This is a genomic window from Celeribacter sp. ULVN23_4, assembly GCF_054788345.1.
In genome coordinates, this window is the sequence record NZ_JBTVYO010000009.1 from 48,461 (window position 1) to 67,924 (window position 19,464).

The window sequence follows — 19,464 nt, forward strand, 5'->3', positions numbered from 1 at the left end:
CGAACAGGAAAAAAGGCGCCCCAAAGGACACCTGAAAGCCAGCATGATTTGCGCTGAAGTGGAAATGGTGGGTGATAAGAGATTTGAACTCCTGACATCTTCGATGTGAACGAAGCGCTCTACCACTGAGCTAATCACCCGCCGTGGCGCGGTGTTTAGCCTCTGGCAAAATCGGATGCAAGAGGCTTTTTCAGAGAAAATCTCAGTTTTCCGCGTCGGCACTTTCGCCAGCGGCATCCCCTGTCTCAGCCTCTTCGCCGAGCATGGCTTTGGACCGGCGCAGCTTGGCCACGATGACATGCGCCCCGCCCCCGTCACGCTGACGATTGACCGACATTTTACCGAGCGGCGGCAGGTTCAGATCATCGCCACGCTGGAGCGCATCGCCCAATTCCTTGAGTGTCGCTTCAATGGCTTTCTTCGCCTCACCGCGTTTGATGCCGGAGGCTTCGGCCACACGGTCGATGAATTCTTTTTTCTTCACAGTCGTCACCACAGTGGTTTCAGGAACCTCGGTCGGAGCCGGAGGTGTGCTTACGGGCATGGTCTTTTTGGCCGTCGTCTTCGCTCCGAGTTTGGCAGCGCTTTTGGTGCCGGTTTTGGATTTCGTCGATTTCGTCTTACCGGTTGCGGGCGTCCGCGGTGCCATGGAATCCTCTTTGAACATTTGTCTCTGTCTCAGAAACCATAAACATGTCCGATACGGACCTGCAAATGGGAAATGTCGCGCCGCCGCCAAGATCATCATATTGTTTTATATGCAGCTTTTCGTGGCAGGCAGGCCCCATTCGCACATAAAAAAGCCGACCCAAAGGCCGGCTTTTTTCAATATTGTTTCTGGTGCGGGATCAATGCGCCGTGGCGGCCTGACCTTCTCCACCGGAGGAAATCTTCGCCAGACGCGCCGCTTCTTCCGCGGCTTCATCCCACTCGATCGGTTCCGGCTGACGCACCAGCGCGTGTTTGAGAACTTCGGACACATGGGTGACCGGGATCAGTTCCAGCCCCTCTTTCACGTTGTCCGGGATCTCCGCGAGATCCTTGACGTTCTCTTCCGGGATCAGCACGGTTTTGATACCGCCCCGCAGCGCCGCGAGGAGTTTCTCCTTGAGCCCGCCGATGGCCGTCGCATTGCCGCGCAGGGAGACCTCGCCGGTCATGGCGATGTCCTTGCGCACCGGGATTTGCGTCAGCACGGACACGATGGTCGTGACCATGGCAAGACCGGCCGACGGACCGTCCTTCGGCGTTGCCCCGTCGGGGACGTGAACGTGGATGTCGATCGTGTCGAACACCGGCGGTTTCACCCCGATCTGCGGCGCGATGGAACGCACGTAGGAGCTGGCCGCGTCGATGGATTCCTTCATCACATCGCCCAGTTTCCCGGTGGTTTTCATCCGCCCCTTGCCGGGCAGTTTCAGCGCCTCGATCTGCAACAGATCGCCGCCCACGGAGGTATAGGCCAGCCCGGTGACGACACCGATCTGATCCTCTTTCTCCGCAAGACCGTAACGGAATTTCTTCACGCCGAGGAAGTCTTCGAGATTGTCGGAGCTGACCTCCACCGTGTCGACCTCCTTGCGCACAATTTTCGTCACCGCTTTGCGGGCGGTTTTGGCGAATTCGCGCTCAAGGTTCCGTACCCCCGCCTCGCGGGTGTAGTAGCGGATCACATCCGTCACAGCCTCATCCGTCACAGAGAATTCCTTCTCCTTCAGACCGTGGTTTTTGATCTGTTTCGGGATCAGATACTGTTTCGCGATCTCCGATTTTTCGTCCTCGGTGTAGCCCGAGAGCGGGATGATCTCCATCCGGTCGAGAAGCGGCCCCGGCATGTTATAGCTGTTCGAGGTGGTCAGGAACATCACGTTGGAGAGGTCGTATTCGACTTCCATATAGTGATCCACAAAGGTGGAGTTCTGTTCCGGATCAAGCACTTCGAGCATTGCAGACGCCGGATCGCCACGGAAGTCCTGCCCCATTTTGTCGATTTCATCGAGCAGAATGAGCGGGTTCGTGGTTTTCGCCTTTTTCAGCGCCTGAATGATCTTGCCCGGCATGGAGCCGATGTAGGTCCGGCGGTGACCGCGGATCTCGGACTCGTCGCGCACGCCACCGAGCGAGATGCGAATGAATTCGCGTCCCGTGGCTTTGGCGACCGATTTGCCGAGCGAGGTCTTACCGACACCCGGAGGGCCAACGAGGCAGAGGATCGGGCCTTTGAGCTTGGCCGAACGCTGCTGCACGGCAAGGTATTCCACGATCCGCTCTTTGACTTTCTCAAGCCCGTAGTGATCGTGATCGAGAATGTCCTGCGCGCGGTTCAGATCCTTTTTCACGCGGGATTTCGTGCCCCACGGGATCGACAGCATCCAGTCGAGATAATTGCGCACGACCGTGGCTTCGGCGGACATCGGGCTCATGTTTTTGAGCTTTTTCAGCTCGCCCTCTGCCTTTTCCTTCGCCTCTTTCGAGAGCTTGGTGGCCGCGATCTTTTCTTCGAGCTCGGCGATCTCGCCTGCCCCATCCTCGCCGTCGCCAAGCTCCTTTTGAATGGCCTTCATCTGCTCATTCAGATAGTATTCGCGCTGAGTTTTCTCCATCTGCGACTTGACGCGGGTCTTGATCTTTTTCTCGACCTGAAGGACGGACATTTCGCCCTGCATCATGCCGAACACGGCTTCGAGGCGCTCGTCCACGGACAGCGTTTCCAGAAGCTTCTGCTTCTCATCCACCTCAACGCCCAGATGCCCGGCCACGAGATCGGCGAGTTTTGCGGGCTCGCGGGTCTCAGACACGGCGACAAGCGCCTCTTCGGGGATGTTCTTTTTCACCTTGGCGTAATGCTCGAACTCTTCGCGCACCGAGCGCAGAAGGGCCGTCACGGCGTTCTCGTCGCCTTCGGCTTCTTCAAGCGGTGTGATTTCGGCTTCGAAATAGGTGTCGTTTTCGAGGAAACGGTCGAGACGCACGCGGCGCTCGCCCTCGACCAGCACTTTGACGGTGCCGTCCGGGAGTTTCAGAAGCTGCAATACATTGGCCAGCACGCCGACGCGGAAGATGCCATCCGCTTCCGGATCGTCCACCGACGGGTCCATCTGGGCGGAGAGCAGGATTTGCTTATCCTGCGCCATCACCTCTTCGAGCGCTTTGACCGATTTTTCCCGACCGACGAACAGCGGCACGACCATGTGGGGAAACACCACAATATCGCGCAGCGGCAGGACGGGGTAGGATTGGAGTTGCTCGTGCATAGTCATTCCTTGTTCTGGCAAAAGACCCGAGCCCCGCAGAATGCGGCAACCATAAGATCTTTCCTGTCTTGGCTCTATATCTGGGGGCAAAGCCCCTTGATTTCAACCAAGTCAAGTTGCGTCTTACCAACCAGTCTGCCCGTCATCGTTCGGACGAGCAAGGGCGGAATTGGCCGGATTTAGCGGGCATTTGGTCGTGATATAGCGTCAGCGCGGCCTTGGATTGGGCCGCACTGTCAAAAAAATGAAACATTTCAACTGTCAGGCTGGCGCCCCGCTCAAAGCGGCTCGATATCGCCCAAGGCGCGCGTGTCGTGGAAGTCTTTTTCCCATGCCTCAAAACTGCCCGCTGCGATGGCATCGCGCATGCCCTGCATGATCTCTTGGAAGTAATGCAGGTTGTGCCAGGTCACCAGCATCGACGAAATGATCTCGTGGCTGCGGAAGACATGGTGCAGATAAGCGCGGGAATAGTTGCGACAGGCGGGGCAAGTGCAATGTTCGTCCAGCGGGCGCGGATCGTCGGCGTGGCGCGCGTTCTTGATGTTGACCTGACCACGGCGGGTCCAAGCTTGCCCGGTACGACCGGAGCGCGAGGGCAGCACGCAATCCATCATATCGACACCGCGTTTCACGGCACCCACGATGTCATCGGGTTTGCCGACGCCCATCAGGTAGCGCGGCTTGTCTTGCGGCAGGAAGTCAGGCGCGAAATCGAGGGTCTGGAACATCAACTCCTGCCCCTCGCCCACAGCCAGACCGCCAAGGGCATAGCCGTCGAAACCGATCTCTTTGAGCGCCTCGGCGCTCTCTTCGCGGAAATCGCGCTCCAGACCGCCCTGTTGAATACCGAACAGCGCGTGTCCCGGACGATCCCCGAAAGCCTCTTTCGAGCGCGCGGCCCAGCGCATCGACAGGCGCATAGATTGCGCGATCCGATCGCGATCCGCCGGAAGAGCCGGACATTCGTCAAAACACATCACAATGTCGGAGCCGAGGAGCTTCTGGATTTCCATCGAGCGCTCAGGCGAGAGGAAATGTTTGGACCCGTCCACATGCGAGCGGAAGGTCACGCCCTCCTCCGTCAGCTTGCGCAGCTCGGACAGGCTCATCACCTGAAACCCGCCGCTGTCCGTGAGGATCGGGCGCTCCCAGTTCATGAACTTGTGCAGCCCGCCCAGCGCAGCGATGCGTTCCGCCGTCGGGCGCAGCATCAGGTGGTAGGTGTTCCCCAACAGAATATCCGCCCCGGTGGCGCGCACGCTTTCCGGCATCATCGCCTTCACGGTCGCCGCTGTCCCCACCGGCATAAAGGCCGGGGTGCGGATCTCGCCGCGCGGGGTGGAGATCACGCCGGTGCGGGCCTTGCCGTCGGTGGCGTTCACGGAGAATGAGAATCGTTGGGGCGTCGTATTCTGGGTCATGCCGCAGGCCATAGCGCCAAACGGGCGCTCAGGCCAGATGCAACAATTTCGCTCCTCATGCGTTGTAGGAAAAACCTTGTTTCAGGAGCCCCCATGCACGCCGTGATTTTTGCCAATCGCCAGTCTGGCACCAACCGTCAGGATCAGGATGCGATACACCGGGCCTGTGCCGCATTTGGCGAGGGCTGTGAGGTGGTCACTCTCGATCCCGACACCGATCTCTCCGATCTCATAGACCACAAGATCGCCGAAGGCACCGAAGCGGTGATCTCCGCAGGGGGCGACGGAACCGCTATGGCCATCGCCAACGCCATGCTTGGGCGCGACATACCGATGGGTGTCCTCCCCATGGGCACGTTTAACTATTTCACCCGTGGCCTGGGGCTTTCCGAGGGGCCTGAAGAAGCTGCCGCTCAACTGCGTGACGGCACCGTGCAGGATATCCGCATCGGGCAGGTCAACGGGCGGGCCTTTCTCAATAACGCCTCCCTTGGCGTCTACCCGACAATCCTCAAGGAGCGTGAGGCGATATATGATCGTTGGGGGCGGCATCGCGTGGTTGCCTATTGGTCGGTGATCAAAACCATCCTGCAATCACAACATCGCATGCGCCTCACGATCACAGCCGATGGCACTGAGCACGAGGTCAAAACGCCCCTCGTCTTCATTGCCCGTTCGGCTTATCAGCTTGAGGTCTTCGGTCTTGAGGGCGCGGAAACGATTTCCGAGGACGGCTTTGCCACCTTCGTGATCCACGCCCGTTCCCGCATGGACCTCTTGCGTCTGGCGATGACCCTCGCCGCGCGCAAAATGCCGCCAGCCCAGGATTTCACCCTCATCCGGGCAAAAGACCTGTCGATTGCACATTACGGTGGGTCGCATAGCCCCTTTCTCACGGCCTTCGATGGCGAAAAGGCCCGACTTGCTGCCCCACTGCGCCTCACCATGAGCGAGGCGTCACTTCGCATACTCACCCCCCGCAAATCAGAGAGGCTTCCCCTATGACCCGCCTTCTCCATCTCTCCGATCTGCATTTCGGCCGCACCGCCCCCAAGCTGGCCGCGTCGCTCCTACGCACGATTGAGCGGTTGGAGCCGACGCTTGTGGTAATCTCCGGTGACCTGACCCAGCGCGCCCGGCGCGGACAGTTTGACAAGGCGCAGCGGTTCATCGCGGCCATAGAGGCCCCCGTGCTATCCGTCCCCGGCAATCACGACACGCCCCTCGACAATCTGGTCATGCGCTGGCTGGCCCCCTTCGCGCGCTACAAACGTGCCATCTCCGCAAATCTCGAACCCACCTTCGAAACCCCCGAAGTGCAGGTGGTCGGCGTCAATACGGTCAATCCCTTCGCCTGGCAGAGAGGCAAGCTGTCGGACAAGACCCTCACCCGGATGATGGAAAAGTTCGGCCCCGACGACGGTCGTCTGCGCGTGGCCGTGCTGCACCATCCGCTGGAACAGCCGCCAACCCTCGACAAGCCGCACACCCATGGCGCGAAGGCCGCGTTGACCGCGCTCTCCGCAGCTGGGGCCGATCTTGTGCTCTCGGGCCATCTGCACACCGCAAGCGCCGCCCCCTTCACGCGGGTGCCGGGCGTTTTGTTCGTGCAGGCCGGCACTGCGCTCTCAACCCGCACCCGAGGCACGCCCAACACGTTCAACCAGATCGAACTGACCGAAGAAAATGAGCTGACCCTCACGGTCTGGAGTGCCGCCGATCAGCCGGCGTTTCTACCGCAAGCGCCGCTCCATTACCTGCGCGGACCTGTGGGGTGGGTGCGAAAAACGGGGCATGTCCGCGCCATGCCCCGTGTGGTGTTTTAACCCTGTCAGACGCGAGATTTACTCAGCCGCCTCGATGGTCGCATGCGCGTCTTCCGGGATCGCCAGAGACAGGATGATCGCCGACAGGCCCGCCAGAGTGATCGGTGCGGCGAAGACCTGTTTCAGGAAGGTCGGCAGATGCTGGGTCGCATCGGGCACCAGAGTAACGCCCAGCGCGAGACCGAAGGACACGGCCATAATGTACACCCGGCGCATGGTCATATGCTCAGAGGCGAGAATACGGATCCCGGCCACGGCAATGGTCGAGAACAGCACGAGCGTCGCCCCGCCGAGCACCGGTTTCGGGATGATCAGGAAGAAGGAGCCCACCACGGGGAACAGCCCGAGGATCACGAGGAAGCCCCCGACCCACATCCCCACATGGCGCGAGGCAACCCCGGTCATCTGGATCACACCGTTGTTCTGCGAAAAGGTGGTGTTCGGGAAGGTGTTGAACACCGCCGCGATGAAGGAGTTCACCCCGTCGCCAAGCACACCGCCCTTGATCCGCTTCATATAGACCTCGCCTTCCACCGGCTCCCCGGAGATCACCGAATTGGCGGTCAAGTCGCCAGAGGTCTCAATCGCTGTCACCAGAAACAGAAAGGCGATCGGAAGGAAGAGGCCGATGTCAAAGTTGATCCCGTATTTGAACGGCACCGGCAGAGCAAAGAGGCTCGCGGAGCTCAGAGCGCCAAAGCTCACCAGCCCGAAGAAGCTCGCCACGATGGTGCCCACAATGAGACCGACCATGATCGCGGAAATCCGCAGCATCGGTTTGCCGATGAAGGTCATCACCAGAATGACCGCCACAACCAGCGTTCCCAGCAGCAGGTAGATCGGTTTACCAAGGTCTTCCCCGGCCCGTGCGCCCCCCGCGAAATCGGTAAAGCCGGATTTGATCAGCGACAGACCGATCACCGTAATCACGACCCCCGTCACCGTCGGTGTGATGATGCGTTTGAGCTTGTCGAGAAATTGCGACAACACGATCTCCACGAATGAGCCGAACAGGCACAGACCGAAGATCATCGCCAGAATGTCCTCCGGTGTTCCGCCTTTCCCCTTCACCGCAAAGCCAGCCGCCAGAATGGCACCAAGAAAGGCAAAGGACGTCCCTTGCAGCGACAAAAGCCCGGAGCCGACGGGACCGATCTTCTTACACTGGATAAAGGTCGCCACGCCCGAGACGAAAAACGCCATGGCAATCAGGTAGGGCGTGTATTCCCCCAGCCCCAGCGCACCCCCGATGATCAACGAAGGCGTTGCCACCCCAACGATCGAAGCCAGAACGTGCTGGATCGCAGCCAACGCGGCCTTGGGCGGCGGCGGCACATCATCCAGCTTGTAAACCAGCGGCATCAAATGTTCTTCACTCATGAATTGTCCCCTATTCCTGATATTGAGTCTTATTATGGTTCCCCTGCTCAAAATCCTGCGTCCGCGCCCCGGCGGGCGAAAGCTTTTCGTCCACTCCCTGCCTATGTTGGCGCTCGCAAAATGCAAAACGCGCTCAAATGAGCAAAAACGGGCGCAGGTGGGCAAAAGCGCCTGATTTTTCCTCACTCCGCGAAATCGTCACAAAAGGCATAAATTCTCTTGCCATAACCCGCATTCAGTGACATTTGGCGCATCTGGACGGTCCGGGCTTCCTATGGGAGAGACCCGCCGCCTCCCCCCGAATTGTGAGACTGAACCATGACGGACAAAGCCGCTTTTGCTTTGGGCTGGGAAGAATGGGCCTCTTTGCCCGCTCTTGGCCTGCCTGCGTTGAAAATCAAAGTGGACACGGGCGCGAAAACCTCTGCGCTCCACGCGTTTGACATCGAACCTTTTGGCCGCGCCGATGAGCCAAAGGTGCGTTTCAACATTCATCCGGTTCCGGGGCGCGAGGACATTGCCATCGCCTGCTCCGCCGATGTGGTGGATCGGCGCGAGGTGACGTCTTCGAACGGCGAGACAGAGCTGCGCTATGTCATCTCCACGGAGATCGCTATGGGCGACCGCCGCTGGCCCATCGAGATCACACTCACCAACCGCACCAATATGGCCTACCGGATGCTGCTCGGGCGTCAGGCCATTCTCGATGACATGATCGTCCAACCCACGGAGAGCTTCTGCCAGCCCAAGCTGGACGACGCGATCTATTCCACCGCCGCGATCCGCGATGCCGTCGCCCCGCGCGCGCTCCGCATCGCTGTGCTGTCGCGCGAACCCGACAATTACTCCACGCTCCGGCTCGTCGAAGAAGGCGAGAAGCGGGGCCACGTGGTCGAAGTGATCGACACCACCCGCTGCTACATGGCGATCAACGCCATGGCGCCGGAGATCTATTACGATGGCGAGCGTCTGCCCCGTTATGACGCGGTGATCCCGCGCATCGGTGCGTCGATCACCTCCTATGGCACCGCCGTGATCCGTCAGTTCGAGACCATCGGCACGTTCTGTGTCAACGGCTCCGAAGGCATCACCAAATCGCGCGATAAACTTCAGGCGCATCAGGTGCTCGCCCGTCACCGCATCGGCATGCCGACCACCGCCTTCGCCTCCTCCCCCAAGGACACCGACAACCTGATCGCGCTCGCGGGTCAGGCCCCGCTGATCGTGAAACTCCTGGAATCCACCCAAGGGCGCGGCGTCGTTCTGGCGGAAACCAAGAAAGCCGCACAATCGGTGATCTCCGCCTTCCGTGGGCTGAAGGCCAATTTCCTCGTCCAGCACTTCGTCAAAGAGGCCGCAGGCGTGGACATCCGCTGTGTCGTTATCGACGGCAAGGTCGTGGCCGCGATCAAACGCTCTTCCTCGGGCGGCGATTTCCGCTCCAACCTGCACCTCGGCGGCTCCGCCTCGAAAGTCCGGATCACCAAAGAGGAACGCGAAACCGCCGTCCGCTCCGCCAAGGCGTTCGGCCTGCGCATGGCGGGCGTCGATCTTCTGCGCGCGGAAGACGGGCCTAAGGTGCTTGAGGTCAACTCCTCTCCGGGGTTTGAGGGCGCAGAAACCACCACCGGCAAGAACATCGCCGGCGCGCTGTTCGACATCGTGGAAAAACGCATGCGCCCCGCTCCAGCGCGGAAGGCGAAGCGCGCGCCCAACGCGTGAAGTGACCTTGGGGAAAGACACTGAAATGTGACGCGTTTTTCGTCCCTTTTTGATCTCTGCCATAGCCCTGTTACAAAACCGGTGAAAAGACTGGGGCACCAGAACAACAGGTGCCCCGGACCGCGACATGTCGGAACTTTTCTGCCCTCTCCCCCCAGACCCCGCCCGTCTATTGATCGAGCTGCGCGCGCTGCGCGAAAAGATCGCCGCCGAAGCACAGGGCATTCGTGACAGTTGGCAAACCGCCGACATGCGTCCGGGCTTTCAGCCCTCCGCCGGGAACCTCGCGGATTACCTCGCGCTGCGCCACGCCGACCTCAGCGCCCTGCAACCGGATCTCGCCGCGCTGGGCCTGTCTACGCTCGGACGCGCCGAACCGCATGCCCGCGCCTCCTTTGAAGCCGTCGAGACCACGCTCGCCCGTCTCGCAGGTGAGGACGCCGCCTATCCTGACCTCAACGGGTTCACAGAAGGCCCCGTGCGCCTATCTGCGCGGCGTGACACGCTGTTCGGTACGGGCGCGTCCGGCGCACCACGGTCCCGCATCCTGCTCACGCTCCCGACAGAGGCAGCCGATGACCCGGACTTGATCCCCGACATGCTCCGCGCGGGGGCCGACGCTATGCGGATCAACTGTGCCCATGACCGCCCAGAAGTTTGGGCCAAAATGATCGCCCGCATCCGCGCCACGCAGGACGACATCGGGCGCTATGTCCCCGTGCTCATGGACCTCGCCGGCCCGAAACTGCGCACCGGTCCCGTCAGCGGTCCGAACAAACAACGGGTCTTTGTTGGCGATAGGCTCGACATCCTGCGCCATCCGCCCTCGGGCAAGGGCAAACATGTCGCCACCACGCTCAGCCACCCCGAGCTGATCAACAGTCTCACCCCCGGTATGAGCGTCTTTATCGATGACGGCAAAATCGGTGCGGAAGTGATTGAGATCACGAAGAAAGGCGCAAAACTGCGCGTGACGCGCGCAGGTCCGGACGGCGTCAAGGTCAAACCTGAGAAAGGGTTCAACCTGCCCGCCGTGGAGATCGACATTCCCGCCCTCACCGAAGACGACCGCACCGCGCTCGACTTCGTGGTCGGACAGGCCGACATGATTGGCTATTCTTTCGTGCAGACCCCGGAAGACATTCGTCTTTTGATCGAGGAAGTGGACAAACGCCTCCCCGACGGTGCCCATCGCCCCGCCGTGGTGCTCAAGATCGAGACCGGCCTCGCGGTGCGCAACCTGCCGAAACTGATCGTACAATCCGGCTCCCTCGCAGAGACCGCCGTGATGATCGCTCGCGGCGATCTGGCCGTTGAGATCGGTCTGGAGCGCATGTCGGAAATTCAGGAAGAAATCCTCTGGCTTTGCGAGGCGGCTCACACCCCCGTGGTCTGGGCGACGCAGGTGCTTGAAGGGTTGATGAAGGGAGGCCTCGCCACAAGAGCCGAGACCACCGACGCCGCGATGGCGCAGCGGGCCGATTGCGTCATGCTCAACAAAGGCCCTTACGTGATCGATACCATCCGTTTCCTGTCGCGTATCCTCGCCCGGATGGATCGCCACATGACCAAGAAATCCGCGCGGCTCGGCCCCCTGCGGTCGTGGAAAGGTGATCTCTCGCTCTAGGGCCGGGATCCATTGAGTTGCGATGCGCAGCAGGGAAAAATGCGTGGTATCAGACGTTTGGAGTTCGCCGCCAATGCGGGTTGCCTTGGCAAGGAAGCCGCGCGGCTGAGAGCGTGCATTTCTCCTTGCCCGTCTGGCTTGACGGATTTTACCTCAGCCTGCGTAATATCTCCTTGAAATATAATAACTATTCCTGCACCCACATGCCTTATCTGGAACAAAATCTGTCGAACTGCGTGTCGTAAATCAATGGGGCCTGACCCTAAGCTCTGGACGCCCCCGCCCCCATTCCCTATATGTTCAGTCGGAAATAGGAGTTTGCGCGCATGAGCGAAGAGGCACAGAACACCGCATCCGACGACGCTCCGGTCGAGGGCGCGCCGCTGATCAAACCGTCGAGCACAGAACACCCGCTGCATGAAGCGGTCGTGGAGGCCTGCCGCTCGGTCTATGATCCGGAAATCCCGGTGAACATTTACGATCTCGGCCTCGTCTATACTGTCGAGATCAATGACGAGAACGAGGTTCGCGTGATCATGACCCTGACCGCGCCGGGCTGCCCTGTTGCGGGCGATATGCCGGGCTGGGTCGCCGACGCGATCGAGCCGCTGCCGGGCGTGAAACAGGTCGATGTCGAACTGACATGGAACCCACCCTGGGGCATGGAAATGATGTCGGACGAAGCCCGTCTTGAGCTTGGCTTCATGTAAGTCTGGCGACCATTGAGCATTTGAAAGCGGCCCCGCGTGAGGCCGCTTTTTTATTGCTTCGTTGACTGTTCCGGCCGAAGCCAATGCCCCAGCCTGCGCCACCACGGCGGGGTTGCTTGTCTCAGCCGCCTCAACTCGCGCGCATATTGCGCCTGTTCTTCCTTATAAAGACCCATCGCTTGATCCTCCTGTGGCAGCTTGACGGGAATGCGATCCATCTGCGCTGCTCCACTTGCAATATTGGAAAACAAGTTCAAAGTAGACGGAAGAAGGAGCCGCAAATACAGGCACTCTGCGCAAGGATGTTTTCAAAAATGAAAGATGATCCGAAACTCGACGATTACACCCTGTTTCTCGCCGTTGCCGACGCGGGCGGGTTGTCCGGCGCAGAGAAAACCACAGGCACCTCTCTTCCGACCCTATCGCGCCGCATGGCGGAGCTGGAACGCAGCCTCGGCAAGCGCCTGTTCGAGCGCGGCAACCGGGGCTACACGCTCACCGCCGAGGGGCGCGCTCTGATGAAAGAAGCCGAACCTCTGCGCGAGGCCGCAACCCGGCTCAAACGCTTTCAACGACAAGAGGCCGCCCCAGAGGTGCGCATCACCGCTGGCCGTTGGACCACGCGCTATGTCGCCCGCCACCTGTCTGAAATCTGGACACCCGAAAGCCCGTGGCGCCCCGCGCTTCTCGCCTCGAACAGCAACGTCGACATCGCCCGGCGCGAGGCTGATATCGGCATCCGAAACCGCCGCCCGGAGCAAAGCTGGCTCGCAGGCCGCAAGCTCGCGCCGATCACCTATGCCGAATACGCCGCCCGCCCCGGCGTCACCGGCTACGTCACGCTCCATTCCGGTCAAGCGACAACGCCCTCAGAACGCTGGCTGCGCGCCAATCACCCGGGGGCCATCATCGCCACCGCCTCCGACGCCCGCTCCGCCGCCGATATGGCCGTCGCCGGCGTCGGTCGTGCGATCCTGCCCTGTTTTGCCGGGCGCGAAATCGCGGGCCTGATGCAGATCTCCCCGCCCATCGACGCGCTCACGCACGATGAATGGCTGGTCAGCCACCACGACGCCCGCCACGACCCGCCCGTCCGCGCGGCACTTGAGGCTTTGGCGGAGGTTTTGACGACCCCGGAACGGTTTGGGTGAGCGCAACCTGTTTGGGGTGCGAAACAAGAAAAGCAACTTAAATTGGTTGCATCTCAAAAAGGAAAGTCAAAAAACTTGCTTTTCAAAAAAGAAAGCGATATGGCTTTCATATGATCTATGCAGTATTCACGGGCGATATCGTCTCTTCCTCCTCCCTCTCTGCCGAGGCATTGAGCGACGTCATGCAGGCGCTCGACAATGCAGCTTGGCAAATGTCAGGATGGGAACATAAGGCACACGAGCGAACGGAAACAGGCTTCGCCCGCCGAGGAGGAGATGGTTGGCAAATTGCCATAAATCGCCCTCGCTTTGCGCTGCGTTCTGCACTGTTCATTCAAGCACGGTTGCGCTCACTTCACGAAGATTACGCAACCCGCATCGCCACGGCCATTGGTGACGGAGCTCTCCCCAAAGACGCAAATACCGACTTGAATGGAGCCTATGGCCCTGCATTTCAAGATTCTGGCCGACTGTTAGAAGCGCTTCCAAACCGAACCCTCATGGCCTGTGCTGATGGCGGTGCACTTGATGCCGCATTTCGACTCGCCGACCACATTTCCCAAGGCTGGACCCAAGCTCAAGCCCGCGCGCTTAGCGTTATCCTTCCACCAGATTCAGGACCACGGCGCATTGCAGCTGAACAACTGGGGATTTCCCGCCAAGCAGTTGATCAAGCTCTGTGGGCGGCGGGCTATCCGGCCATCTCGGATGCCTTAAAACAGATTGAGGAATCCTATGCCTGAAACCCTCGCCGCCCTCTTCCTCGCCCATGTCCTCGCCGATTATGTCTTTCAGACCAAACACATGGTCGAAACCAAAGACACGGCGCGCAGTATGCTTCTGCACATCGCGACGGTCTGGGCCACGGCGGCGTTTTGCCTTGGCACATGGGGCGGCTGGGCGCTTTTGCTGCTCGCCGGGCTGCATCTCATCATCGACCTGCTCAAGACCCACATCACGCGGCAAGGCCTTCTTCCCGACGGCGCAGCCATCTATATCGCGGATCAGATCGCCCATATTGCAAGCCTGATTGGCATCGCGGCCCTCGCCCCGGGCCTCTTCCACAACGGCCTTTGGGGCGGCGTAGTCCTCGACACCAGCGCATGGCTCCCCCTCGCGATGACGCTCAGCGCCGGGGCGATCTATGCCACCCGTGCGGGACGCTTCTGCATCACCCTGCTGATGACGCCCTACACAAGCGCCCCCGACAGCAAGGAACCACAGGCTCTCGACGGCGCGGGCGCATTGATCGGCACCTTGGAACGCATCTTGATCTATATTCTGACCCTTTCGGGCATGACCGCCGGCATCGGCTTTCTCGTCGCCGCAAAATCCATCCTGCGCTTTGGCACCGTGCGCGACGCAGGTCCGACAGAGGATCGCAAGACCTCGGAATATATCATCATCGGCACGCTGGCCTCTTTCGGCTGGGCGATTGCCGTGTCTCTCGGCGTCATAGCTCTGCTAAATGCACTCGACGCCCTGCCGCTCCTTGAGATTGGGGCCGCCGCAGACTAGATTGTGCCCAAAGGAGACACGCATATGTTCGGCATTCCCGGAAAACAGGCGGTGAGCATCACCCCCGCAGCGGCAAAACAGATCGCCAAGCTCATGGAGAAAGACGGCTCCAAGGGTCTGCGCATTGGCGTCAAGAAAGGCGGCTGTGCGGGCATGGAATACACCATGGACTATGTCTCCGAGATCGATCCGATGGACGAGATGGTCGAACAGGACGGCGCACGGGTGATGATCGCGCCCATGGCACAGATGTTCCTCTTCGGCACGGAGATCGACTATGAGGTCTCGCTTTTGGAAGCCGGGTTCAAGTTCAACAACCCGAATGTGGTCGAAGCCTGCGGCTGCGGCGAGTCGATCAAGTTCGACGAAAATATCACGACTGAAAAGTAATGGCTGTCACGGACGAAGACATCGCTTTCGTCCATGATCTATTCGCGCCTCTTGGCACCATCACCCACCGCAAGATGATGGGCGGCCTGTCGATCTACCTCGACGGTCAGATCTTCGCGATCCTCTCCTCAGAGGGCCGCGTCTATATCAAAGCCTCCGACGCATTCGCCGACGCGCTTGCCGCAGAAGGCAGTGAGAGGTTCGAAATGGAAAACGGGCGCGGCATGAATTACTGGACCCTGCCCGAAGATGCGCTCGATGATCCGGAGCTGGCGTCATACTGGGCGCGGCGGGCGCTGGAGGCGCTCTGAATTTTCCCTCAAATTTGAGACGTTAGCGTCCACATGCGCTTGACTGCCCGTGTCAGGCTGCAATGATGCAGCCAACCGATTTAGGAGGGTTCTCTCATGGCGCGCAAACTGGCCGCAGGCAACTGGAAGATGAACGGGCTGAAAGCCAGCCTGAGCGAAGCAAAAGCACTGGCGGAGATGTTCCCCGCGCCCAAGGTCGATATCCTTCTCTGCCCGCCCGCGACCCTCGTCGCCGCAATGGCCGAGGCGCTTTCCGGCACCAAGGTCGATGTCGGCGGACAGGATTGCCACATGAAAACCTCCGGCGCGCATACCGGCGACATCTCCGCCGAGATGCTGGTCGATGCGGGGGCCGATTACGTCATCCTCGGCCATTCGGAACGCCGCGCCGATCATGGCGAGACCGATGCCATCGTCTGCGAGAAAACCATCGCCGCCACCATGGCGGGGCTGATCCCCGTGGTCTGCGTCGGCGAAACGCTGGAACAACGCGAAGCGGGCGAGACCCTCGCACTGATCCGCCATCAGCTCTCCGCCTCGCTTCCCGATGCGGTCGATCTTTCGAAACTCGTCATCGCCTATGAGCCCGTCTGGGCCATCGGCACTGGCAAAATTCCGACACTGGAGCAAATCGCCGAAGTGCATGACGACATGCGCGCCACCCTGGTGGCCCGTTACGGCGAGGGTGCCAATGACATCCCGCTTCTCTACGGTGGCTCCGTGAAACCCGGCAACGCCGCCGAGATTTTCGCGACCTCCAATGTGGACGGCGCGCTCGTGGGCGGTGCCTCTCTCAAGGCGACTGATTTCTCCGGCATCGTCTCGGCGCTCGAAGCCGCCTGAACAGACGCATCCTAACACAAAGCGCCGCGCCCCTCCCGGAGCGCGGCGCTTTTGTTTCCTTTGCTGCGGGAAATACTCCCGCCGGAGGCCTCAGGGCTTAGCCCGCCGTCACATCATAATCATAGAGCCAGGAGAACCGCTCCACCGCTTGTTTCGGCGCGAGATGCCCGGCAACGCGCAGCGCGGCATGGCCGATGAAGCGTTTCGGCCCGCTCAGGTGATAATTCCTGGCATTGCCATTGGCCGCCTCAATCACCCGCACCACACGTTCGCGGCGTTTGGCCTGATAGGCCGGGAGCGCCTGATCAAGCGGCAGGGTCGCAAGGCAGTCGGCCAAAACCCATGCGTCTTCCAACGCCATGACCGCGCCCTGCGCCAGAAACGGCAAGGTCGGATGCGCCGCATCGCCCAAAAGCGCCGTGCGTTCCGAATGCCAGCGCAGCGCGACCGGATGGCGGAACAGCCCCCAGCGCGACACCTCTTCGACACGCGACAGCACACCTTTGATACCGGGGCAGAAATTCGAGAAATTGCGCAGCATCTCCGCCGGATCGCCCGCGTGGTTCCAGCCCTCTTCAACCCAGTCCGGACGCTCTTCCACGGCCACGATATTCATCAGCGAGCCGCCCCGGAGCGGATAGCTCACCACATGCCGTCCCGCCGCCATATGCACCATCGCCACCGGCGGCTCATTGCCAAGCGCAGGCACCGTCGCCCGCCACGCCGTCTGGCCGGTGAAAAACGGTTTCGCCGGGCCGTTGAGCTTGGGACGGAGCACTGAATGCAGCCCGTCCGCCCCGATCACCACCGCATGGCGCGCTGTCGCGCCATTCTCGAACACAAGATCCACGCCGTCATGATCGCCCTCGATATCGGCGACCTTATGGGAGAGCCGAATGTCCACCCCACTGCCCCGCGCGCCCTCTTCCAGAAGCGCGATCAGATCGGCACGGTGCATCAACAGGAAGGCATCCTCGGGCCGGTAGGCCGCTAGATCGAGATAGAGCACCTCGCGCCCCATATAGCCATCCACCAGCCGCACGCCTTTCGAGCGCAGCGCATGGGCCTCCGGGTCCAGCCCAAGCGCCTTGAGCACCCGGACACCGTTGGGCGAGATTTGCAGACCGGCGCCGACCTCGGTGATCTCGGACGCTTGCTCATACACGGTGACTTTCGCCCCGCGCAGCGCCAGTGCCTGCGCGACGGCAAGCCCGGCAACCCCTGCCCCTAAAACCGCAATATCCTGACCGATCAACATGGCAGCGCTCCTTTGTCTCTCCCCCGGTTGTACCTCTGCACACAACAAAAAACACCGGAGTTTCCTCCGGTGTTTGTCATATTTTTGCACGAAGCTCACGGGGCCAAATTGCCGCGAGGCGGGCTTTGCGCCAAACGCTCAAGCGCCCCCCCGAAAGGATCAATCGTCGCGATGGACCTTTTCGCGGCGCTCGTGGCGCTCCTGCGCTTCCAAAGTCATGGTCGCGATCGGACGGGCGTCGAGGCGTTTCAGAGAGATCGGCTCTCCGGTCACTTCACAATAGCCATATTCGCCTTCGTCGATGCGGCGCAGAGCGCTGTCGATTTTCGCCACCAGCTTGCGCTGACGATCCCGGGTGCGCAGCTCCAGCGCGCGGTCCGTTTCCTCGGAGGCGCGGTCGGTGATGTCGGGGATGTTGCGGGTGCTGTCCTGCAGACCTTCGATGGTGTGGCGGCTCTCGTCGAGAAGCTCGGCCTTCCAAGCCAGAAGTTTGCGGCGGAAATATTCGAGCTGGCGCTCATTCATAAATGGTTCGTCCTCGGCAGGACGGTAATCATCAGGCAGAAAAGCCTCAGCCTTCATAGTGCTCACCTCTGTCGTGCCTTCGGCCGCGTTTTCGATGTTATCAGCCATAAGGCGCCCTCCAATTGCGGCCCGTTTAGCGTGTTTGATCGGGGATGTCACGTCACAATCGCGCAGTTATTGCACCTTTCCCCGCTGCGGTTATGATCTCGCACAAACAGTGTTCCGGAAGGCCGCAAAAGATATGAAATTTTCGTCAACCGATAGTTATGTCGCCCCCGCAGACCTCACCATCGCGGTCAACGCGGCCATCGCGCTGGAGCGCCCCTTGCTGGTCAAGGGCGAGCCGGGCACCGGAAAAACGGAACTTGCGCGTCAGGTCGCGACCTCTCTCGGGCTCGACATGATCGAGTGGAACATCAAATCGACCACACGCGCGCAGCAGGGCCTCTACGAATATGACGCCGTCTCGCGCCTCCGCGACAGCCAGCTCGGCGATCCGCGCGTCGAGGACGTGCGCCATTACATCAAAAAGGGCAAGCTCTGGCAGGCGTTCGAGACCGACCGCAAAACCGTTCTTTTGATCGACGAGATCGACAAGGCCGACATCGAGTTTCCCAACGATCTGTTGCAGGAACTCGATAAGATGGCCTTCCATGTCTACGAGACCGGCGAGACCGTCACCGCGAAACAGCGCCCGGTGGTGATCATCACCTCGAACAATGAAAAGGAACTGCCCGACGCCTTCCTGCGCCGCTGTTTCTTCCATTACATCCGCTTCCCGGACATGGAGACGATGAAAGCCATCGTGAATGTGCATTTCCCGGGCATCAAGGACCGGCTTCTTGCCACCGCCCTCACCCAGTTCTACGACATCCGCGACACGCAGGGGCTGAAAAAGAAACCCTCGACGTCCGAGGTTCTGGACTGGCTCAAGCTTCTCTTGGCGGAAGACCTCTCGCCGGAGGATTTGGCCCGCGACGGGGCCAGCGCCCTGCCGAAACTCCACGGCGCTCTGCTCAAAAACGAACAAGACGTCGCGCTTTTTGAACGCCTGGCTTTTCTGGCAAGAGGGCAGCGGCGTTAGGGGGTAGGCTCGGGAGGTTTGGTTTGAGGCCAAATTGCGGGATATCCACAACGCAGCTAAAAATCCGCTTTTGCAGTTATAGTTGCGTGTAGTAACGTACTACGTTCTGAGGCGTGTCAGGGGATACAGTGATCCCTTCCACCACCCGCGCGAACACTTCCTCCGCCAAATCATCTTGTGGCTTGATCATACCGTTATCAAAACCACGTTGCAGGTTTTCAGCCTTATGTATGATCGCGCGAGCGTAAAAGACAAAAGATGGGTGTTGGATAAATGGATGATCCCCCACGTTCAAAACGCAAGTTTTGTCGCACAGGTCGACAACGGAACTGATGTTTATAAGAAGATTTGCGCCAAGATTGCAGGTGTCATTGCACACGATGAAGAGGTGATCCGTCGGCCCCGATGGAACCAGCATAGTGCCCTTACGATAGAACACCC

19 protein-coding genes and 1 tRNA gene are annotated in these 19,464 nt (G+C 60.3%); 12 read left to right on the forward strand and 8 right to left on the reverse strand.

Annotated features, from left to right (window positions below):
- Positions 1–65: 65 nt before the first annotated feature.
- The 4 genes from ACYBHZ_RS16790 to tgt all read right to left on the reverse strand — a co-directional run bounded on the left by ACYBHZ_RS16790 (position 66) and on the right by tgt (position 4,678).
- A tRNA-Val gene (locus ACYBHZ_RS16790) sits at positions 66–140 on the reverse strand.
- A gap of 62 nt (positions 141–202) precedes the next feature.
- On the reverse strand, positions 203–649 hold the full coding sequence (locus ACYBHZ_RS16795; protein ID WP_460275453.1) for an HU family DNA-binding protein: 447 nt from the start codon (positions 647–649) through the stop codon (positions 203–205).
- Between the two features lie 199 nt (positions 650–848).
- Positions 849–3,254 carry an endopeptidase La gene (gene lon, locus ACYBHZ_RS16800; protein ID WP_460275454.1) on the reverse strand — a complete coding sequence of 802 codons (2,406 nt, stop codon included), beginning with the start codon at positions 3,252–3,254 and terminating at the stop codon, positions 849–851.
- Between the two features lie 278 nt (positions 3,255–3,532).
- Positions 3,533–4,678, reverse strand: coding sequence for a tRNA guanosine(34) transglycosylase Tgt (gene tgt / locus ACYBHZ_RS16805; protein WP_460275455.1), 1,146 nt, complete (start codon positions 4,676–4,678; stop codon positions 3,533–3,535).
- 93 nt (positions 4,679–4,771) lie between these two features.
- Between tgt and ACYBHZ_RS16810 the strand changes: the two genes are divergently transcribed.
- Together ACYBHZ_RS16810 and ACYBHZ_RS16815 are read left to right on the forward strand one after the other, a co-directional pair.
- Positions 4,772–5,683, forward strand: coding sequence for a diacylglycerol/lipid kinase family protein (locus ACYBHZ_RS16810; RefSeq protein ID WP_460275456.1), 912 nt, complete (start codon positions 4,772–4,774; stop codon positions 5,681–5,683).
- Entirely contained in the window at positions 5,680–6,504 is an 825-nt protein-coding gene (locus ACYBHZ_RS16815; protein ID WP_460275457.1) for a metallophosphoesterase family protein, read from the forward strand. The genes ACYBHZ_RS16810 and ACYBHZ_RS16815 overlap by 4 nt, the downstream gene beginning before the upstream one ends.
- A gap of 18 nt (positions 6,505–6,522) precedes the next feature.
- On the opposite strand, the gene ACYBHZ_RS16820 is transcribed toward ACYBHZ_RS16815, so the two are convergent.
- Positions 6,523–7,884, reverse strand: a complete 1,362-nt coding sequence (locus ACYBHZ_RS16820) for a uracil-xanthine permease family protein (RefSeq protein WP_460275458.1) — start codon at positions 7,882–7,884, stop codon at positions 6,523–6,525.
- A 318-nt stretch (positions 7,885–8,202) separates the two neighbouring features.
- On the opposite strand from ACYBHZ_RS16820, the gene rimK reads away from it, so the two are divergent.
- From rimK to tpiA, 9 genes are all read left to right on the forward strand, one after another.
- Positions 8,203–9,606 carry a 30S ribosomal protein S6--L-glutamate ligase gene (gene rimK, locus ACYBHZ_RS16825; protein WP_460275459.1) on the forward strand — a complete coding sequence of 468 codons (1,404 nt, stop codon included), beginning with the start codon at positions 8,203–8,205 and terminating at the stop codon, positions 9,604–9,606.
- 127 nt (positions 9,607–9,733) lie between these two features.
- Entirely contained in the window at positions 9,734–11,233 is a 1,500-nt protein-coding gene (locus ACYBHZ_RS16830) for a pyruvate kinase (RefSeq protein ID WP_460275460.1), read from the forward strand.
- A 326-nt stretch (positions 11,234–11,559) separates the two neighbouring features.
- The gene (locus ACYBHZ_RS16835) at positions 11,560–11,943 is read left to right on the forward strand and encodes an SUF system Fe-S cluster assembly protein (protein ID WP_460275461.1); all 384 of its coding nucleotides are present in this window, start codon (positions 11,560–11,562) and stop codon (positions 11,941–11,943) included.
- Positions 11,944–12,257: 314 nt separating this feature from the next.
- A complete protein-coding gene (locus ACYBHZ_RS16840) occupies positions 12,258–13,094 on the forward strand; it encodes a LysR family transcriptional regulator (RefSeq protein WP_460275462.1) in 837 nt (278 codons plus the stop codon).
- Between the two features lie 110 nt (positions 13,095–13,204).
- The gene (locus tag ACYBHZ_RS16845; RefSeq protein ID WP_460275463.1) at positions 13,205–13,837 is read left to right on the forward strand and encodes a MarR family transcriptional regulator; all 633 of its coding nucleotides are present in this window, start codon (positions 13,205–13,207) and stop codon (positions 13,835–13,837) included.
- Positions 13,830–14,612, forward strand: a complete 783-nt coding sequence (locus ACYBHZ_RS16850) for a DUF3307 domain-containing protein (protein WP_460275464.1) — start codon at positions 13,830–13,832, stop codon at positions 14,610–14,612. Before ACYBHZ_RS16845 ends, ACYBHZ_RS16850 begins: the two co-directional genes overlap by 8 nt.
- Before the next feature lie 24 nt (positions 14,613–14,636).
- Positions 14,637–15,002, forward strand: a complete 366-nt coding sequence (locus tag ACYBHZ_RS16855) for a HesB/IscA family protein (protein ID WP_460275465.1) — start codon at positions 14,637–14,639, stop codon at positions 15,000–15,002.
- Entirely contained in the window at positions 15,002–15,313 is a 312-nt protein-coding gene (locus ACYBHZ_RS16860) for a TfoX/Sxy family protein (RefSeq protein ID WP_460275466.1), read from the forward strand. Before ACYBHZ_RS16855 ends, ACYBHZ_RS16860 begins: the two co-directional genes overlap by 1 nt.
- Before the next feature lie 96 nt (positions 15,314–15,409).
- Positions 15,410–16,156, forward strand: coding sequence for a triose-phosphate isomerase (tpiA, locus tag ACYBHZ_RS16865; RefSeq protein ID WP_460275467.1), 747 nt, complete (start codon positions 15,410–15,412; stop codon positions 16,154–16,156).
- 97 nt (positions 16,157–16,253) lie between these two features.
- Here the strand turns inward: tpiA and ACYBHZ_RS16870 are convergent, their stop codons facing one another.
- Both ACYBHZ_RS16870 and dksA read right to left on the reverse strand, forming a co-directional pair.
- The gene (locus ACYBHZ_RS16870) at positions 16,254–17,414 is read right to left on the reverse strand and encodes an FAD-dependent monooxygenase (RefSeq protein WP_460275468.1); all 1,161 of its coding nucleotides are present in this window, start codon (positions 17,412–17,414) and stop codon (positions 16,254–16,256) included.
- A gap of 159 nt (positions 17,415–17,573) precedes the next feature.
- Positions 17,574–17,996 (reverse strand): RNA polymerase-binding protein DksA, encoded by a 423-nt coding sequence (gene dksA, locus ACYBHZ_RS16875; RefSeq protein ID WP_460275542.1) that lies wholly within the window; start codon positions 17,994–17,996, stop codon positions 17,574–17,576.
- A gap of 184 nt (positions 17,997–18,180) precedes the next feature.
- Here dksA and ACYBHZ_RS16880 point away from each other — a divergent pair, with 184 nt between their 5' ends.
- Complete coding sequence (locus ACYBHZ_RS16880) at positions 18,181–19,023, forward strand: AAA family ATPase (protein WP_460275469.1); 843 nt, start codon at positions 18,181–18,183, stop codon at positions 19,021–19,023.
- Positions 19,024–19,099: 76 nt separating this feature from the next.
- Here the strand turns inward: ACYBHZ_RS16880 and ACYBHZ_RS16885 are convergent, their stop codons facing one another.
- On the reverse strand, positions 19,100–19,441 hold the full coding sequence (locus ACYBHZ_RS16885; protein ID WP_460275470.1) for a hypothetical protein: 342 nt from the start codon (positions 19,439–19,441) through the stop codon (positions 19,100–19,102).
- Positions 19,442–19,464: the final 23 nt, after the last annotated feature.

Bases quoted from the DNA above. Each gene is read 5' to 3' on its own strand.
- lon (WP_460275454.1), bottom strand. From the start codon at position 3,254: ATGCACGAGCAACTCCAATCCTACCCCGTCCTGCCGCTGCGCGATATT.
- ACYBHZ_RS16860 (WP_460275466.1), top strand. From the start codon at position 15,002: ATGGCTGTCACGGACGAAGACATCGCTTTCGTCCATGATCTATTCGCG.
- ACYBHZ_RS16840 (WP_460275462.1), top strand. From the start codon at position 12,258: ATGAAAGATGATCCGAAACTCGACGATTACACCCTGTTTCTCGCCGTT.
- ACYBHZ_RS16815 (WP_460275457.1), top strand. From the start codon at position 5,680: ATGACCCGCCTTCTCCATCTCTCCGATCTGCATTTCGGCCGCACCGCC.
- ACYBHZ_RS16820 (WP_460275458.1), bottom strand. From the start codon at position 7,884: ATGAGTGAAGAACATTTGATGCCGCTGGTTTACAAGCTGGATGATGTG.
- ACYBHZ_RS16835 (WP_460275461.1), top strand. From the start codon at position 11,560: ATGAGCGAAGAGGCACAGAACACCGCATCCGACGACGCTCCGGTCGAG.
- dksA (WP_460275542.1), bottom strand. From the start codon at position 17,996: ATGAAGGCTGAGGCTTTTCTGCCTGATGATTACCGTCCTGCCGAGGAC.
- ACYBHZ_RS16830 (WP_460275460.1), top strand. From the start codon at position 9,734: ATGTCGGAACTTTTCTGCCCTCTCCCCCCAGACCCCGCCCGTCTATTG.
- ACYBHZ_RS16870 (WP_460275468.1), bottom strand. From the start codon at position 17,414: ATGTTGATCGGTCAGGATATTGCGGTTTTAGGGGCAGGGGTTGCCGGG.
- ACYBHZ_RS16885 (WP_460275470.1), bottom strand. From the start codon at position 19,441: ATGCTGGTTCCATCGGGGCCGACGGATCACCTCTTCATCGTGTGCAAT.
- tgt (WP_460275455.1), bottom strand. From the start codon at position 4,678: ATGACCCAGAATACGACGCCCCAACGATTCTCATTCTCCGTGAACGCC.
- ACYBHZ_RS16845 (WP_460275463.1), top strand. From the start codon at position 13,205: ATGATCTATGCAGTATTCACGGGCGATATCGTCTCTTCCTCCTCCCTC.
- rimK (WP_460275459.1), top strand. From the start codon at position 8,203: ATGACGGACAAAGCCGCTTTTGCTTTGGGCTGGGAAGAATGGGCCTCT.
- ACYBHZ_RS16855 (WP_460275465.1), top strand. From the start codon at position 14,637: ATGTTCGGCATTCCCGGAAAACAGGCGGTGAGCATCACCCCCGCAGCG.
- tpiA (WP_460275467.1), top strand. From the start codon at position 15,410: ATGGCGCGCAAACTGGCCGCAGGCAACTGGAAGATGAACGGGCTGAAA.
- ACYBHZ_RS16795 (WP_460275453.1), bottom strand. From the start codon at position 649: ATGGCACCGCGGACGCCCGCAACCGGTAAGACGAAATCGACGAAATCC.
- ACYBHZ_RS16880 (WP_460275469.1), top strand. From the start codon at position 18,181: ATGAAATTTTCGTCAACCGATAGTTATGTCGCCCCCGCAGACCTCACC.
- ACYBHZ_RS16810 (WP_460275456.1), top strand. From the start codon at position 4,772: ATGCACGCCGTGATTTTTGCCAATCGCCAGTCTGGCACCAACCGTCAG.
- ACYBHZ_RS16850 (WP_460275464.1), top strand. From the start codon at position 13,830: ATGCCTGAAACCCTCGCCGCCCTCTTCCTCGCCCATGTCCTCGCCGAT.